Consider the following 14,997-nt stretch of genomic DNA (forward strand, 5'->3'; position numbering starts at 1 on the left):
ACGCCGATTGGTCCTGTCCGTTCCGGGCGGGACCGGTTATGCAGCAAGGTGAAACCATCACGGGACACCATCGGGCCCGACCAAGGAAGCAGGACAGAACATGCCGGCACGTCTCTCCGTCAATCTCAACGCGGTTGCCATGCTGCGAAACCGGCGGGACCTTCCCTGGCCGAGCGTTACCGGGCTTGGCCGCGTCGCGCTGGAAGCCGGCGCGCACGGGCTGACGGTGCATCCGCGCCCGGACCAGCGCCATATCCGCTTTTCGGATCTGCCGGAGCTGCGGGCGCTGCTGGACGATTCCTTCCCCGACCGGGAGTTCAACATGGAGGGTTATCCCACCGAGGCTTTCCTGGCGCTGGTGGAGGAGCACCAGCCGGAGCAGGTGACGCTGGTGCCGGACGAACCGGCGCAGGCGACATCCGACCATGGCTGGAACTTCGCCGAGCAGGGCGCCTTTCTGGCTCCCATCGTCGCGCGGCTTAAGAAGAAGGGTTTCCGGGTGTCGCTGTTCGCCGATCCCGACCCGGCGCAGATGGCGGCCGCGCAGGCGCTGGGCATCGACCGCGTCGAACTCTATACGGGGCCGTACGGCGCTTGCCATGACGATTCCGGAAAAGCCTCTATCGAGCTGGAAAGTCTGGGTAAAACGGCCGACGCGGCGATTGCGCTGGGCCTCGGCGTGAATGCCGGCCATGATCTGACGGTTGCCAATCTTCCGGCGCTGGCGCGCCGCATTCCGGCTCTGGCGGAGGTCTCCATCGGCCATGGGCTGACGGCCGACGCGCTGGAACACGGTATGGCGCAGACGGTTCGCCGCTTCGTGGCGGCCTGCGGGGGCTGACGGGATGGTTAACCGGAGCCGATAAGGAATCTTAGGATTTTATCCATTAATCACGGGCGCAGAGCATGAGGTTCGTGATGCGCGTCGTGGTTTTGGTGTTGTTGTTGTCGGTGCTGTCGGCCTGTGGTTCGACGCCCAGCCAGATCAACAATGTCTGCTCGGTGTTCGACCAGAAGCAGGGGCTGTTTGGCGGCTGGTATAGCGCCGCCAAGAGCGCCGAGCGCGCATATGGCGTGCCGGCTTCCGTGCTGATGGCGACGATCCGCATCGAATCCGGCTTTGCCGGCCGGGCGCGCCCGCCGCGCAAGAAGATCCTCGGCTTCATACCCTGGAAACGCGCCTCCAGCGCCTATGGATATTCGCAGGCGCTCGACGGAACCTGGGACCGCTACAAGCGCGAAACCGGCAAATGGGGCGCGCAGCGCAGCCGGTTCTCCGACGCGGTCGATTTCGTCGGCTGGTATCACGCGACCAGCAACAGGACGAACGGCATCGCGCTGAACGATCCCTACAATCTCTATCTCGCCTATTATGCCGGCCACGCGGGGTATTCGCGGGGCGTCTGGCGCAACAGCCTGCAGATGCAGAAATCCGCCCGGAAGGCCGCCAGCATGGCCAACAGCTACGCCGAGCAGATGCGCCGCTGCGGCCGCTAGGGCGGTTCATCCCTTCATGGAAACGCTGAACCGCTCTATCTCGATGATTTTTCGCCTTTGCGCCGACGTCCGCTGATTTCGCGTGACTGCAGATGCTCCAAAGCGACGTCCGGCGCGCGTCGCGACATTTCTCTTTTCCAGGACGGGCTTGAAATAGCCGGGCCGCTGTGACAGAACCGTACCGTACGGTACGATCTTGTTTGGACAGCGCCTTGGACGACGGTTTCGACGATCCCCATTCCTTCACGCCCCGCCAGCGGGCCGTTCTCGATCAGGCGCTCCAGCTGCTTTTGGAAGGCGGGGAGCGGGCGTTGACGACCGCAGGGCTGGCGCGAGCGGCCAATTGCTCCAAGGAGAGCCTCTACAAATGGTTTGGCGATCGCGACGGGCTTCTGGCCGCCATGATCGCCCATCAGGCAAGCAAGGTGCGCGCGCAGATCGATAGTGGCGAACGGCTGGATCTCGGCCGCTTCCGCGCGCATCTGGTGGATTTCGCAAATGACCTCTTGCAGGTTCTCGGCGGTGATGTATCGCTGGCGCTCAACCGGTTGGCCATTGGACAGGCCAGCCGGGAAGGCAGCCGGCTTGGAGCGCTCCTTATCGAGCGGGGTCGGCATGGTATTGATAAACGTGCCGGCGCGCTTTTGGAGGCCGGCAGGCAGCGCGGCCTTATTGCCTATCCCGACCGCGATTCTGCCTATCACACATTATATGGCCTGATCGTGCGCGACCTTCATGTCCGCATGCTTCTTGGCGAGGCCGGTGTGCGCCGGCCTGAACATTATCCCGCCCTTGCAGAAGAGGCGGTGGACCAGTTTTTCGTGCTCTTCGGGGTGCGAAAAAACGAGACGACCGGCCGCGACAGCGTCTGAGGCGGTCGAAGGTGAACATAGAGAGTCAATTGGATCAGGAAAGGAATTGAGTATGCGGGTGTATTATGATCGCGATGCCGATCTCAACCTCATCAAGGGCAAGAAGGTTGCCATCATCGGTTATGGCAGCCAGGGTCGGGCGCATGCACTCAACCTGAAGGATTCGGGCGCCAAGGAACTGGCTGTGGCGCTGCGCGCCGGCTCCGCGACGGCCAAGAAGGCCGAAGCCGACGGGCTGAAGGTGATGACGGTGGCGGAAGCTGCCGGCTGGGCCGACCTGATGATGATGGCGACTCCGGACGAACTGCAGGCGGGCATCTACAAGGAAGAGATCGCGCCGAACATCCGCGACGGCGCGGCGATCGCCTTCGCGCACGGCCTCAACGTGCATTTCGGGCTGATCGAGCCGAAGAAGACCATCGACGTGCTGATGGTCGCGCCGAAGGGACCGGGCCACACGGTGCGCGGCGAATACCAGAAGGGCGGCGGCGTGCCGTGCCTGGTCGCCGTCCATCAGGACGCATCGGGCAATGCGCTCGATCTGGGCCTCAGCTATGCCTGCGGCGTTGGCGGCGGCCGTTCGGGCATCATCGAGACGACCTTCCGCGAGGAATGCGAGACGGATCTGTTCGGTGAGCAGGTGGTGCTTTGCGGCGGCCTGGTGGAGCTGATCCGCGCCGGTTTCGAGACGCTGGTCGAGGCCGGCTACGCGCCGGAAATGGCCTATTTCGAGTGCCTGCACGAAGTGAAGCTGATCGTCGACCTGATCTATGAGGGCGGCATCGCCAACATGAACTACTCGATCTCCAACACTGCCGAGTGGGGCGAATACGTCTCCGGTCCGCGCATCATCACCGCCGAGACCAAGGCCGAGATGAAGCGCGTGCTGCACGACATCCAGTCGGGCCGTTTCACCTCGGAGTGGATGCAGGAGTGGCATTCGGGCGCCGCGCGCTTCAAGGCCACCCGCCGCCTCAACGACGAGCACCAGATCGAGGAAGTCGGCGCCAAGCTGCGCGGCATGATGCCGTGGATCTCGAAGAACAAGCTGGTCGACAAGGACAAGAACTGATCCGATCCCCGGTCTTGCCGGTTTCAAACGGGGCCGCGACATTGTCGTGGCCCTTTTGCGTTCCGCCCGCTTGTATCGTTTCGGTACAATCGGGCTGGCACGGTTCTCGCTTCTACGGTGTGTTCACCAGAGGAGGCGAACCATGATGGCGATTACGGAAAAATCAATCGGCCTGGATAGCAAGGTGTTTCCCGAGCGGCGTGGCGCGTTGCGGCGAAGGGTGCTGAAGGGCGCGCGGCTGCGCTGGAAGGACGGCTTTTGCACGCTGGCCGGGACCATGCGCGACCAGTCGGAAACCGGCGCGCGCATCCGCTTCGGCGACATCTGCGCGGTGCCCGCGGATTTCATGCTGGAAATCGCCGGAGGCGGAAAGCCGCGCCGCGCGAGGATCCGTTGGCGCAGCCTGACGGAGATCGGGGTCACCTTCGAGGGGTGAGTGCGGAGGATGAGGGCCGGCGCCGGCCTGCCTTCACCTCACCAGGGCTGCAGCCCCAGCAGTTTCTCGCCGAGCAGCGTCAGGCTGGCCGTCCTGGCGTTCTTCTTCTCCCAGTCGCGCGGGTCGCCTGGAAAGGCGTCGCGCCTCGGGTGATCCAGCTCGCGCCACAGGCGGATGCGCTCGAGCCGGTCGGCTTCGTCCTCCCATTCGGCCGGATACATCGAGACATATTGCGCCATGCGGACGCGCCCATCGGAATGATTGGGCCGCACGCCATGGGCCAGAAGCGAGTTGAAGATCAGGAGGTCGCCCGCTTCCATGTCGACGTTGGTGATGGTCAGGCCCGTTATGTCGGGATGCATGGGATCGCGGTCTTCGGGCTGGGTTTTCACCCATTCATCGAAATTCTCGAACAGCTCGGGAATGCACTGGAAGCCGCCGACATCTCCGTCCTGCTTCTTCAGGCTCAGCACGCCCTGCACGCCGATCGGCAGCGGGTCGAGCGAGGTATCGGCATCCCAGTGGATGAAACCCTGCGGGTTCCCCCTGACGCGTTTGGGGGGATTGAGGTTGGCGCGGTCGATGGTGACCCACAGATCCTCGCGGTCCCAGATGTCGACGAAGGCGTCGTAGATGCGGCGCTCCATCCGGTTGTCCCACAGATACTGGTGATTGTAGATCTCCAGCATCCCGGTGTTGTTCAGCTCCTTCATCTTGTGCTCGCGCCGCTGCGGCGCGTACCAGGTCTCCGGATCGGCGGGGTTCTTCTCGTCGAACTTCCACAGCAGATCGACCAGCCGCTCGACATTTTCCTGCGGCACCGCCTGGCGGACGATGACATAGCCCCTGGTGATCCAGTGCTGCCAGTCGTCGGCTGAAAGCACCCGCAGCGGCAGCTCCTTGCGGATGTCGCGTAGCTGCGTGGTCGTGCGGCGGCTGGCGGGATGCGTGTCGCGTTTCATGGCGTTGGCTTGCAAGGTCTCCTCCCTCGTTTCCCGACGTGGCTGTCTGTTCCCTGTGAGCTTACCCGGCGCATCCGTTGAATGTTGTACTCAGAGCGCTTCTTCCAATATTATTCTGGCGTTGCTTGATTGGATGGCGCTGGATGAAACCCTATCTGGAGCGATTACCGGCCGTTCCCGGCGCATCGTGGAGCATGCTCAACCGGCAGCTCGACGATGCCATTCCCTTCGAATGGCACCATCATCCCGAGTATGAACTGACGCTGACCCTGAACTCGCGCGGGCAGCGTTTCATCGGCGACCATGTGGGCCGCTACGACGACGGCGATCTGGTGCTGATCGGGCCGAACCTGCCGCATACCTGGGCCTCGCGCGACAGGCCGGATCCAGCGCAGCCGCATGTGGCGCTCGTGATGTGGTTCCGGCACGATTGGGCGGCGCGCCTGAGCGAGGGGTTCGTCGAGCTGGCGCCGATCGCGCAGCTTCTGGCGCGGGCCGGGGCGGGTTTGAGCTTCGGCGCGGACGTGGCGCAGAGGTTGCGCCCGCGGATCGCGGCGCTGTTCGAGGCGCCCGCGCCGGAAAGGCTTCTGGCGCTGATCGGCATCCTGATGACGCTGGCCGACGATGCCGAGGCGCGGCCGCTCGCCAGCGCCCCTGTGGGGCGCGGCGCCTCGGGCGATGACGGGCAGCGCATCGACCGTGTCCTGACGCATATCCATGCGCATTATGCGCGGGGCGTCGGCAACGAGGAACTGGCGTCCATCGCGGCGCTCAGCCTTTCGGGTCTGCACCGGCTGTTCGTGCGCCACACCCGGACGGGGATCGCCGATTATGTGATGCGGCTCAGGATCGGCGACGCATGCGCCCGTCTGTCGGGCGGCAACCAGCCGATCCAGCACATCGCCGAGGCCGTCGGTTACAATTCGCTTGCCAACTTCAACCGGCAGTTCAAGGCACTGCGGGGCATGACGCCGAGCCAGTACCGCGCGCGGTTCAGGGTGCACGAGGCCGCGCGCGGCGCGGGGACGGGCCGGGGCGTTGTGCGGTCAGGTAATTCCACCTGATTGCAAAACGCACTTAGCGGCCGTAGGGCGACTGGCAGCGCTTTCGTCCGCCCCGGTTGGGCTGGAAACTGTTGTCGCTGGCCCTGTAGGAGCGATATTTCTGGAAGCACCAGGTCCGGTGCGCCGACTGTGTCTGAAGGCTCGGATAGACGCGGAGGCTGCGCGGACGCAACTCTTCCTGCCATTCCAGCCGCAGGGAGTGCGGGACGCGGCGGTGGTGGCGCCGCCAGAAGTGGGTTCCGGATTCGAACCACGGATCGTAGCGGTCGAACCTGTGCCTGGACCAGTGCCGGTAGCGGAAGGGGCGGTCCCAGAACGGGTCGTCATACCGGCTCCGCAGATGCGGCCAGTGGCGATAGCTGCGATAGCGGTAGCGGTCGCGGCCGAAGTCATGGGCGGCGCCGATGCCGAGCGTAAGCCGCATACGGCCGCCGCGCAGCTCGCTCACGGGGAGGACCGCGGACCTGCCCGTCTCCATCGTCGCGGATACAGGAATCCTCGGAAGGGTTCCGGCCTTCGCCGGGCCGATGGCGGGACCGGCGAGCAGGGCCATCAGGCCGAGTTTCACGATGAGCTTCATGACATACTCCTGCATAAACTGTATACGTAAACAATACAGTGGCGCAGATGTATGAAAAGCCCAGTTTTACTCAATGTATCGACGAGCCATTCTGCCTTCCAGATGCAGAAATGGCGCGGACAGGCCGCGCCATTTCACATCCGGAACCAACGCGCCTATCGGTAGTAGGGCGAGATGCACAGCCGGCGCGGGCCGTTATACGGCTGGAATGAATTGTCCATCGCGCGATAGGACCGGTAGCGGTTGTAGCACCAGTTCACATGGGCGCGGGAGAGGGAAACGCGCGGCCGGTAGTAGGGGCGGGCGGGCCGCGGCCGGGCATAGTAGTAGGGCGAAGGCCTGCCGAACTCGAAGTAGAATCCGGCGCGCGGGCCATGCCGCCGCCAGTGGCGATCCCGGCGGTAGTGCCGCCGCATGCGGCGCTCGTAGCGATCGACCTTGACGATCGGCCCCTGACCGGCCGTCTTGTCGACGGTGTTGACCAATGCGCCGCCGGCGCTCAGTGCGCTGGCGTTTGCCGGTGCGCCGGCGAAGGCGAAGCCCAGGGCGATAAGGCCCGAACAGGCGAATGTGGTTAGCGTGCGTTTCATGTCAACCTCCTGACTTTCAAGCCCTCTCAACCCCGTCGGTTTCTGCCCGTATCCGTTATGACTGTATCATACTATGCGGACCGGCGATGAACTGGCGATGAACGCACCCGCCCCGCATCCGGTTGCCCCTAGGGGCAGGCGCATCGGCGCCTCGGATGCGCCGATGGATGCCGGTTGGGCTTGTAATTGACGCAAGGCCGGGTAACGTGCCGCGCATGTCGCTGCGGCTCGCCACCTTCAATATCGAAAACCTGATGAACCGGTTCGATTTTTCCGGTTTCCGCAATGAGCTCCATCAGGACAGGGCGCTGGCCCTCTATGAAATCGCCGACGAGAAGGAGTATCGCGCGCTGGAGCGGGCGCGCGCGATCGCCCTGACCGACGATGCGCGCCAGCTGACCGCGCTCGCGATCGCCGCGACGCGCGCCGACATCCTCTGCCTGCAGGAAGTGGACAATCTCGCCGCGCTGAAAGCGTTCGAATACGGTTACCTGTTCAAGATGGTGGGCAGCGGATACCAGGAGAAATACTCCACCTCTGGCAATGATTCGCGCGGCATCGACGTGGCGGTGATGATGCGCCGCGAGACGATGCACGGGCAGCCGATCGAATTCGTCCGCATGACCAGCCATGCGCATGTGACCTTCGCCGATCTAGGCCTGCACAACGCGGCGCTGGCGGAACTCGGGATCGAGCCGCACGAGCGTGTCTTCCGGCGCGACTGCCTGGAAATCGACATCACGGTCGGCGGCCGCCCGCTGACCCTGTTCGTCGTTCATTTCAAGGCGATGAGCCCGCCGCGCAATGGCCTCGACGGGCGTGCGGCTTCGATGCCGGTGCGCATGGCCGAGGCGGGTGCGGTGCGCCGCATCATCGAACAGCGGTTCGGCGCCGACAGGGCGGCGGACAAGCGCTGGGTGATCTGCGGCGACCTCAACGATTACCGCGAGCGCGTGGTCATCGACGGCGACGAGCATGAAGGCTATCGTTTCCAGCCCATGGGCGAGGAGCTGTCATGCATCAACGTGCTGACGGAGGGCGGATTTTGCGAGAACATCGTCGAAAGACGACCCGAAATGGACCGCTGGACGCTGTATCACACGCGCGGCCCCGCCGAGCGGCATCTGTGCCAGCTCGACTATCTTCTCCTGTCGCGCAGCCTGGCGCGGCACAATGCGCGCGCCGTGCCCGACATCGTGCGGGGCGGGCAGCCCTGGCGCACCGTGTTTCCGCCGGGGCAGGACGTTCCGCGTTTTCCCCGGGTGGGCTGGGATCGTCCCAAGGCTTCGGACCATTGTCCCGTCGCTGTGACGCTGGACATCGCCTGATCGGACAGCGGCTTTGCGAGGTGCTTGAATGAAGCGGGCATACCGGATCTACGATGTTTTCGCGGACAAGCCGCTGGCCGGCAATCCGCTCGCCGTCGTGTTCGACAGCGCGGGGCTGGACGATGCGTCGATGCAGCGCATCGCCGGCGAGTTCAACCTGTCGGAGACGGTGTTCGTGTCTCCGCCGGCCGATGCGCGCCACAGCGCCCGGCTCAGGATATTCACGCCGCGCCAGGAACTGCCGTTTGCCGGGCATCCGACCGTCGGCGCGGCGGTGGCGCTGGCGGAGCGCGAGGGCGCTTCTGAGCGGCGCATGGCGATCCTGATGCTGGAAGAGGCGGTTGGGGCGGTGCGCTGCGCCGTCACCGTGGGCGGGGGCGCAGGCTTTGCCGAGTTCGATCTGCCGCGTCTGCCTGAACCGGTCGCCTTCGGCGGCGAACCCGAGGCGGTCGCAGCGGCGCTGGGGCTCGGGTATCACGAGATCGGCTTCGAGAATCACGGGATCACCGCATGGAGCGCCGGCGTTCCCTATGTCTGCGTTCCCGTTTCCGATCTGCGCGCGGCCGGGAAGGCGCGGCTCGATGCGGCCCTGTGGCGGCGCATGGCCCCGCAGGCGGGCGGCATCGCCGGCGCGCCCTATGTCTATTGCCGCGAGACGATCAACCATGACCACGCGTTCCACGCGCGCATGTTCGCTCCCGATGACGGCATCGTGGAAGATCCGGCAACCGGCTCGGCGGCCGCCGCCTTCGCCGGCGCGCTGGTGCAGCACGACCAGCCGGTGGACGGATCGCACCGCTTCCTGATCGAGCAGGGCATGGAGATGGGCCGGCCCTCGAGCATCCGCCTTGAGCTCGATTTGAGCGGCGGCGCGATCGATGCCGCGCGGATCGGGGGTGCGGCCGTCTGCGTTGCCGAGGGGCATCTTTTCCTCTGACGGCCGCCGGCCGGGCGGCAGGGCGATGCATCGGTGTTTTAATCACATTCCTTTGCCGGAGTGTCTTGCATGCGCTCCAGAAACCGTTTAAGGAGCGCGTCATTCGGTCGACGCAGCCACTGCGCCGAACGAAACGGTCGGGTGATTAGCTCAGTTGGTAGAGCAGCTGACTCTTAATCAGCGGGTCCACGGTTCGAGCCCGTGATCACCCACCATTCTCCCCAAAAGCTTGTGATGAATGCGGTGCCGCGCCGGGTCGGATGCGGCCGAATGACGTGCTGGAAAGCTGCGCGCTCTTCCGAATCGCATGCGTCCCATCGGATGCAAACGGACGATCCAGGCCGGGGTGACGTCCCGGTACATTACCAAGCATCGCGACGAAACTGAACGCAATCCAGGGGGCGCTGGAATCGTGGCCAAGCTGTGAGCGCCTCTTCGGACTGAACGGGCCGGCCGAAGCGCGCCGATCCTCTGCACCGGCCTCGCCTTGAGCGGTTCCGTCGATGCAGCATTCCCGCGCCGTCGCCGCGATGGTGCTTTCGGGGCCATCTCTCTATTTCATATTTATGGACCTTGGTCCATTTTTGTTGACGCAACTTGGCGACTGTGCGATTTTGCCGGAAATGGAGTGGCCCTCGGCTTTCGCCCGACGGCGCCTAACCGGCCAAGGGAGGATTTTCGTGACATCAGCCGAGCAACAGGTCACCACCGAGCTCTTCATCAACGGCGAGGCGCGGCCCGCGGAGAACGGCCGCACCTACGCGATCCATAACCCGGCGCGGCCCGAGGAGTGCGTCGGCCATGCGGCGCGGGGTTCGGTGGCGGATGTGGATGCCGCGGTGCGGTCCGCCCATGCAGCCTTTCCGGCCTGGGCGGGGCGTTCCTATGAAGAGCGCGCGGCGTTGCTCAGGCAGATCGCCGAGGTTCTCGTCGCCGACGAGGACGATGTCGCCTTCCGCTCCAGCCTGTTCTGCCGCGAGCACGGCAAGATCCTGAAGGAGACCCGGCTGGAGATGACGCGGCTCGGCGACCGCTTCCTGCTCTCGGCCTCCTATGCGGACCGATTGCAGGCCCACGAGACGCTTTCCGGACCGCCCTTCGACACGATCATCACGCGCCAGCCGCGCGGCGTCGCCGCCCTGATCGTGCCGTGGAACTGGCCGCTGTCGATCCTCGGCGCCAAGCTGCCGCAGGCGCTGATCGCCGGCAATACGGTGGTGGTCAAGCCGTCGCAGAACTCGGCGCTGGCGCCGACGCTCACCCTGCACAAGATGGCGCGGCTCCTGCCGCCCGGCGTGCTCAACGTGGTGACGGGCAGTTCCGGCGAGATCGGCGATGCGCTGGTGGGGCACGAACTCGTCCGGCGGGTCAATTTCACCGGCTCCATTGAGGTCGGCAAGCATGTCATGCGCACGGCAGCCGAGCGCCTGACCCCGGTGACGCTGGAGCTGGGCGGCAATGACGCCGGCATCGTGCTGCCCGACGCGACGCTCGACGCCGGTGCCTTCATGCGCATGTATTTCGGGGCGTTCATGTCGACGGGCCAGATCTGCATGGCGCTGAAGCGGCTCTATGTGCATCGCTCGCGCTATGACGAGGTGGTGGACGGCCTTTCCGCCGCCTGTGCCCGTCAGGTGGTCGGCGACGGCATGCTGCCGGACACGACCATGGGGCCGCTGAACAACCGCAAGCAGCTCGGCATCGTGCAGGGCATGATCGCCGAGGCGCGCGGCGCCGGCGCGGAGGTGAAGGAGTTCGGCGCCGTGCCCGATGCGGAACTCTACGCAAGCGGCTATTTCCAGAAGCCGGCGCTGGTCTTCAGGCCGGAGCCGGGCCTCAGCGTCGTGCGCGACGAGCAGTTCGGCCCGGTTCTGCCGATCATCCCCTTCGACGACGAGGCGGAAGCCGTGCGGCTCGCCAATGACAGCGACTTCGGCCTCTGCTCCTCCGTCTGGACGGAGGACCGTGAGAAGGCGCTCGCGATCGCCCGGCAGCTCGAGGCCGGCTATACCTATATCAACGGGCATGGTCCCACGGCGCAGGACAGCCGGGGGCCGTTCGGCGGGTTCAAGCAGTCGGGCATCGGCCGCAATCTGGGCTACGAAGGCGTGCTCGAGTTCCAGGGATATCATTCGATCTCGGCGCCGGCCGGCTGGCTGAACGGCGCCTGACGACATCCGCGCCCCTGCCGGCCTGAAATGGCCGGCAGGGGTATTGCTTACGCGTTTGAATTTGTGGACCTTGGTCCATTTTATATCAAGATGATGCGCGGCAGAAGGCCAAAGGAGCGCGGCGCATCCATGGAGGAGACGTTCATGCGCCTTTTTTCTCATGCCCAACGCCCGGTTCATCTCGGCCCATATCCCTCGGAGAGGCTGGGCCGCACGCAGGACCTGCCGGACCTGACGCGGGTGAGGGGCAACGGCACGCTGCGCGAGAGCTTCGACAACGACCCGCTGCACCTCGGCAAGACCGTCAGCGACTATATGTGCGCGCTCGATGCCGTGCGTGACGGCGACCACAACCCGCTGGGCGCGGATATCCCCGAAAGCCCGCGCGAGCGCGCACAGCACATGAAGGCCGCCGGCTATTTCCTCGACAGCGCGCTGGTTGGCATCTGCGCGCTGGACGATGCGCACCGGCTGGCCGAGCCTGTCGAGCACCCGCTGCTGCGCACCACGTCCTATGCGCATTCGGAGGAAAAGCTGCGGCTGCGGTTCAATCCCGGCGCGGTGATCCGCCAGATGGGCCGGGCGCTGGAGCTGGCCGACAGGCCGCTCGATCATCACACCCATGCCGTGGTCTTCCTGGTCGAGTATCCGCGCGATCCCGGCATCGACGAACCGGGGGCGGAGTGGATCACCGACCTGCAGGAGTGGCGCGCGGCGCTGCGCAGCGCCGAGACGGCGGCGGTGATGGCGAATTATCTGCGGGTGCTGGGCTACGAGGCGCGCAGCCACACGGCCACCACGACGAATTTCGACTTGAACCGGCTGGCCGTGTCAGCGGGCCTCGCGCGCGTCGGGCAGGACGGCGAGATCGCCAACCCCTTCATCGGCCCGCGTTTCGGCCTGGCGGCCGTGACGACGACGCTGGAGATGGAGCCGGACGCACCGCTCAGGGCGCAAGGCCTGGCCGACCGCATGCGGGCCAAAGGCGCTGCCTGGTGGGTCGGCTACGGCAGCCCCAAGAACGCCCGCAACAGCGTCGATTTCGCAAAGCGCAACTTCAAGGACAGCCGCTACCCCGTCGAGAAGCTGAAGCGGGTCGAGAAGACGACGACCTATATCGACGAAGACCGGATTCCGCGGGTGCCTAAAAGCAGCGAGTTCTTCCTGCGCGCCGCCTTCGGCGATCTAGGCAAGGCGCCGATGGAGGCGTCGAAGGACGGCTATTCGGTCGCCAAGGCGCCGCTCGCGGCGGCGCTGCGCCTGGCGCTCAACACTTATTCGCTGCTGCAGCGGGGCGAGGAAGCGTCGGAGCGCGCCAAGGGTTATGAGGATCCGAAACGCAATGCCGATCTGATCAAGGCGACGATGCACTTCCTCGGAGCGGATATCTGCGGCATCTCGCGCGCGCCCGATTGGGTCTGGTACTCGCATCGCCAGGACGGCAGCGAGATGAAGGTCCAGCATCCGCTGGCGGTATCCGTGATGATCGACCAGGGCTACGAGACGATGGACGGCGCCAGCGGCGATGACTGGATTTCCAGCGCCCAGTCGATGCGCACCTATATGCGCGCCGGCCTGATGTGCGGGGTGGTGGCGCAGCATCTGCGCTATCTCGGCTTCTCGGCGACCGCCCATTCGGCGGCCGACAGCGACGTGATCCAGACGCCGCTCGTGCTTCTGGCGGGGCTGGGCGAGGTGAGCCGCATCGGCGAGACCATCCTCAACCCGTTCCTCGGGCCGCGCCTGAAGACAGGCATCCTGACTACGGATTTCCCGATGGACGTGGATCAGCCGATCGATTTCGGCCTGCAGAAATTCTGCGGCTCCTGCAACAAATGCGCCCGGGAGTGCCCTTCGGGCGCCATCTCGTCCGGCCCGAAGGTGATGTTCAACGGCTACGAGATCTGGAAGGCGGATGTCGAGAAATGCACCCGCTACCGGGTGACCAATCTCGGCGGCTCGATGTGCGGCCGCTGCATGAAGACCTGCCCGTGGAACCTCGAAGGGCTGGTGCGCGAAGCCCCGTTCCGCTGGGCGGCGATGAATTTCCCGTCGGCCGCCAAGCTGATTGCCCGGCTCGACGACGCGGTGGGGCGCGGCAAGATCAACCCGGTCAAGAAATGGTGGTGGGACATCGCCAATGACGGAACCGGCAAGGTCGTGAAGGCGGCGGAGACGAACCGCCGCGATCTCAACCGGCACATCGACCTGAAATACGAGGACCAGACGCTTGCCGCCTACCCGGCGCCGCTCGCTCCGCCGCCGCTGCCGATGCCGAGCCCGGTCGACCGGGAGGCCGGCATCGCGGCCTACAAGGCACTGCTCGACCCGCAGGACTACCAGGACCGTGTCAGGCGCGGCGAAACCGAGGGCCTGACACCGGGCCTGACCAGATTGTCCGGCCCGGCGCCGGTCATCGTGGCGCGGGTCAAGCGCCGGTGGCGGAGTTCCGCCGACGGCAAGATCGACCTGTTCGAGATCGAGACGCGCGACGGTTCGCCGATGCCGCCCTTCACCGCGGGTGCGCATATCGACATCACCGTTACGCCGCAATACATCCGCCAGTTCTCGCTGGCCGGCGATCCGGCGAAGCTGGACACCTATCTGGTCGGCATCCTGCGCGAGGACGAGGGGCGCGGCGGATCGAAGAAGATCCACCAGATGCTGAAGCCTGGCGCTCCGGTCGTCATCTCGCAGCCGCGCAACCATTTTCCGGTCATCGCCGAGGCCAGGCGGCACCTGCTGCTTGCCGGCGGCATCGGCGTGACGCCGCTGATCGCCATGGGCCACGAGTTGCACAGGGCAGGGGCCGACTTCATCCTCTACTACAAGGCCCGCACGCGCGCCCAGGCGGCCTTCATCGCGGAGCTGGAGCAGGTGCCTTGGCTCGACCGCGTCCGCTTCCATTTCAGCGACGAGAACCGGCTCGACATCGCCGACGTGCTTGGCGACTACCGGCCGGGCGACCATCTCTACACCTGCGGTCCCTCGCTCTTCATGGATGCGATCTTCGAAACGGCCGAGGCCAAGGGCTGGCAGGAAGATGCCCTGCATCGGGAGTATTTCTCCGTGCCCGACGGAATGGACTACGAGAACCATCCGTTCACGCTGGAACTCGCGAAGTCCGGAACGGTCATCGAGGTGCCGGCCGATCTCAAGGCGACGGAGGCGCTGGAGAAGGCGGGTTATACGGTGGACGTGAAGTGCTCGGACGGGCTGTGCGGCGTCTGTTCGGCCGGCTATCTCTCGGGCGAGGTCGAGCACCGGGACTTCGTCCTCAGCAAGGAACAGCGCCAGAAGCGCATGATCCTGTGCTGCTCGCGTGCGGCGGCGGCCGACGGCCGCATCGTTCTGGATCTGTAGAGCATTTTGCAGTCAGGTGGAATCACCTGACGTTCGCATAAATGCGGAAAACAAGAGATAGAGCGGGACAGCGTTTCTGTGAAACGATGAACCACTCTAGACGCGAAAACGGCCCGGATGATCAG

The 14,997-nt window shown here is 65.2% G+C and carries 13 protein-coding genes and 1 tRNA gene; 11 read left to right on the top strand and 3 right to left on the bottom strand.

Annotation, left to right across the window (positions count from 1 at the left end; genetic code table 11):
- Positions 1–100: 100 nt before the first annotated feature.
- The 5 genes from NA2_RS00720 to NA2_RS00740 all read left to right on the top strand — a co-directional run bounded on the left by NA2_RS00720 (position 101) and on the right by NA2_RS00740 (position 3,877).
- Positions 101–841, top strand: coding sequence for a pyridoxine 5'-phosphate synthase (locus tag NA2_RS00720; RefSeq protein WP_008593063.1), 741 nt, complete (start codon positions 101–103; stop codon positions 839–841).
- A gap of 77 nt (positions 842–918) precedes the next feature.
- Positions 919–1,497: a transglycosylase SLT domain-containing protein gene (locus NA2_RS00725; protein WP_008593064.1), complete on the top strand. Its 579-nt coding sequence runs from the start codon at positions 919–921 to the stop codon at positions 1,495–1,497.
- Between the two features lie 212 nt (positions 1,498–1,709).
- On the top strand, positions 1,710–2,369 hold the full coding sequence (locus tag NA2_RS00730; RefSeq protein WP_008593065.1) for a TetR/AcrR family transcriptional regulator: 660 nt from the start codon (positions 1,710–1,712) through the stop codon (positions 2,367–2,369).
- 52 nt (positions 2,370–2,421) lie between these two features.
- The gene (gene ilvC / locus NA2_RS00735; protein WP_008593066.1) at positions 2,422–3,441 is read left to right on the top strand and encodes a ketol-acid reductoisomerase; all 1,020 of its coding nucleotides are present in this window, start codon (positions 2,422–2,424) and stop codon (positions 3,439–3,441) included.
- 142 nt (positions 3,442–3,583) lie between these two features.
- Positions 3,584–3,877 carry a hypothetical protein gene (locus NA2_RS00740; protein WP_008593067.1) on the top strand — a complete coding sequence of 98 codons (294 nt, stop codon included), beginning with the start codon at positions 3,584–3,586 and terminating at the stop codon, positions 3,875–3,877.
- 38 nt (positions 3,878–3,915) lie between these two features.
- Here the strand turns inward: NA2_RS00740 and NA2_RS00745 are convergent, their stop codons facing one another.
- Positions 3,916–4,839, bottom strand: coding sequence for a phytanoyl-CoA dioxygenase family protein (locus NA2_RS00745; protein WP_008593068.1), 924 nt, complete (start codon positions 4,837–4,839; stop codon positions 3,916–3,918).
- Between the two features lie 143 nt (positions 4,840–4,982).
- Here NA2_RS00745 and NA2_RS00750 point away from each other — a divergent pair, with 143 nt between their 5' ends.
- Positions 4,983–5,903, top strand: a complete 921-nt coding sequence (locus tag NA2_RS00750) for a helix-turn-helix domain-containing protein (RefSeq protein ID WP_008593071.1) — start codon at positions 4,983–4,985, stop codon at positions 5,901–5,903.
- Positions 5,904–5,916: 13 nt separating this feature from the next.
- Here the strand turns inward: NA2_RS00750 and NA2_RS00755 are convergent, their stop codons facing one another.
- Together NA2_RS00755 and NA2_RS00760 are read right to left on the bottom strand one after the other, a co-directional pair.
- Positions 5,917–6,483 (bottom strand): BA14K family protein, encoded by a 567-nt coding sequence (locus tag NA2_RS00755; protein WP_008593073.1) that lies wholly within the window; start codon positions 6,481–6,483, stop codon positions 5,917–5,919.
- Between the two features lie 155 nt (positions 6,484–6,638).
- Complete coding sequence (locus NA2_RS00760) at positions 6,639–7,073, bottom strand: BA14K family protein (RefSeq protein WP_008593076.1); 435 nt, start codon at positions 7,071–7,073, stop codon at positions 6,639–6,641.
- Positions 7,074–7,288: 215 nt separating this feature from the next.
- Between NA2_RS00760 and NA2_RS00765 the strand changes: the two genes are divergently transcribed.
- The 5 genes from NA2_RS00765 (at position 7,289) to NA2_RS00785 (ending at position 14,872) form a co-directional block, all read left to right on the top strand.
- The gene (locus NA2_RS00765) at positions 7,289–8,401 is read left to right on the top strand and encodes an endonuclease/exonuclease/phosphatase family protein (protein ID WP_008593078.1); all 1,113 of its coding nucleotides are present in this window, start codon (positions 7,289–7,291) and stop codon (positions 8,399–8,401) included.
- Positions 8,402–8,429: 28 nt separating this feature from the next.
- Entirely contained in the window at positions 8,430–9,338 is a 909-nt protein-coding gene (locus NA2_RS00770; protein ID WP_008593080.1) for a PhzF family phenazine biosynthesis protein, read from the top strand.
- A 139-nt stretch (positions 9,339–9,477) separates the two neighbouring features.
- Positions 9,478–9,553 (top strand) — tRNA-Lys (locus NA2_RS00775).
- A 465-nt stretch (positions 9,554–10,018) separates the two neighbouring features.
- A complete protein-coding gene (locus tag NA2_RS00780) occupies positions 10,019–11,509 on the top strand; it encodes an aldehyde dehydrogenase family protein (RefSeq protein WP_008593082.1) in 1,491 nt (496 codons plus the stop codon).
- Positions 11,510–11,653: 144 nt separating this feature from the next.
- Positions 11,654–14,872 (top strand): 4Fe-4S double cluster binding domain-containing protein, encoded by a 3,219-nt coding sequence (locus NA2_RS00785; RefSeq protein WP_008593084.1) that lies wholly within the window; start codon positions 11,654–11,656, stop codon positions 14,870–14,872.
- Positions 14,873–14,997: the final 125 nt, after the last annotated feature.

Origin of the sequence: Nitratireductor pacificus pht-3B (genome assembly GCF_000300335.1) — a bacterium.
In the GTDB taxonomy this organism is placed as follows: Bacteria; Pseudomonadota; Alphaproteobacteria; order Rhizobiales; family Rhizobiaceae; genus Nitratireductor; species Nitratireductor pacificus.

Bases quoted from the DNA above. Each gene is read 5' to 3' on its own strand.
- NA2_RS00720 (WP_008593063.1), top strand. From the start codon at position 101: ATGCCGGCACGTCTCTCCGTCAATCTCAACGCGGTTGCCATGCTGCGA.
- NA2_RS00725 (WP_008593064.1), top strand. From the start codon at position 919: ATGCGCGTCGTGGTTTTGGTGTTGTTGTTGTCGGTGCTGTCGGCCTGT.
- ilvC (WP_008593066.1), top strand. From the start codon at position 2,422: ATGCGGGTGTATTATGATCGCGATGCCGATCTCAACCTCATCAAGGGC.
- NA2_RS00740 (WP_008593067.1), top strand. From the start codon at position 3,584: ATGATGGCGATTACGGAAAAATCAATCGGCCTGGATAGCAAGGTGTTT.
- NA2_RS00745 (WP_008593068.1), bottom strand. From the start codon at position 4,839: ATGAAACGCGACACGCATCCCGCCAGCCGCCGCACGACCACGCAGCTA.
- NA2_RS00750 (WP_008593071.1), top strand. From the start codon at position 4,983: ATGAAACCCTATCTGGAGCGATTACCGGCCGTTCCCGGCGCATCGTGG.
- NA2_RS00755 (WP_008593073.1), bottom strand. From the start codon at position 6,483: ATGAAGCTCATCGTGAAACTCGGCCTGATGGCCCTGCTCGCCGGTCCC.
- NA2_RS00760 (WP_008593076.1), bottom strand. From the start codon at position 7,073: ATGAAACGCACGCTAACCACATTCGCCTGTTCGGGCCTTATCGCCCTG.
- NA2_RS00765 (WP_008593078.1), top strand. From the start codon at position 7,289: ATGTCGCTGCGGCTCGCCACCTTCAATATCGAAAACCTGATGAACCGG.
- NA2_RS00770 (WP_008593080.1), top strand. From the start codon at position 8,430: ATGAAGCGGGCATACCGGATCTACGATGTTTTCGCGGACAAGCCGCTG.
- NA2_RS00785 (WP_008593084.1), top strand. From the start codon at position 11,654: ATGCGCCTTTTTTCTCATGCCCAACGCCCGGTTCATCTCGGCCCATAT.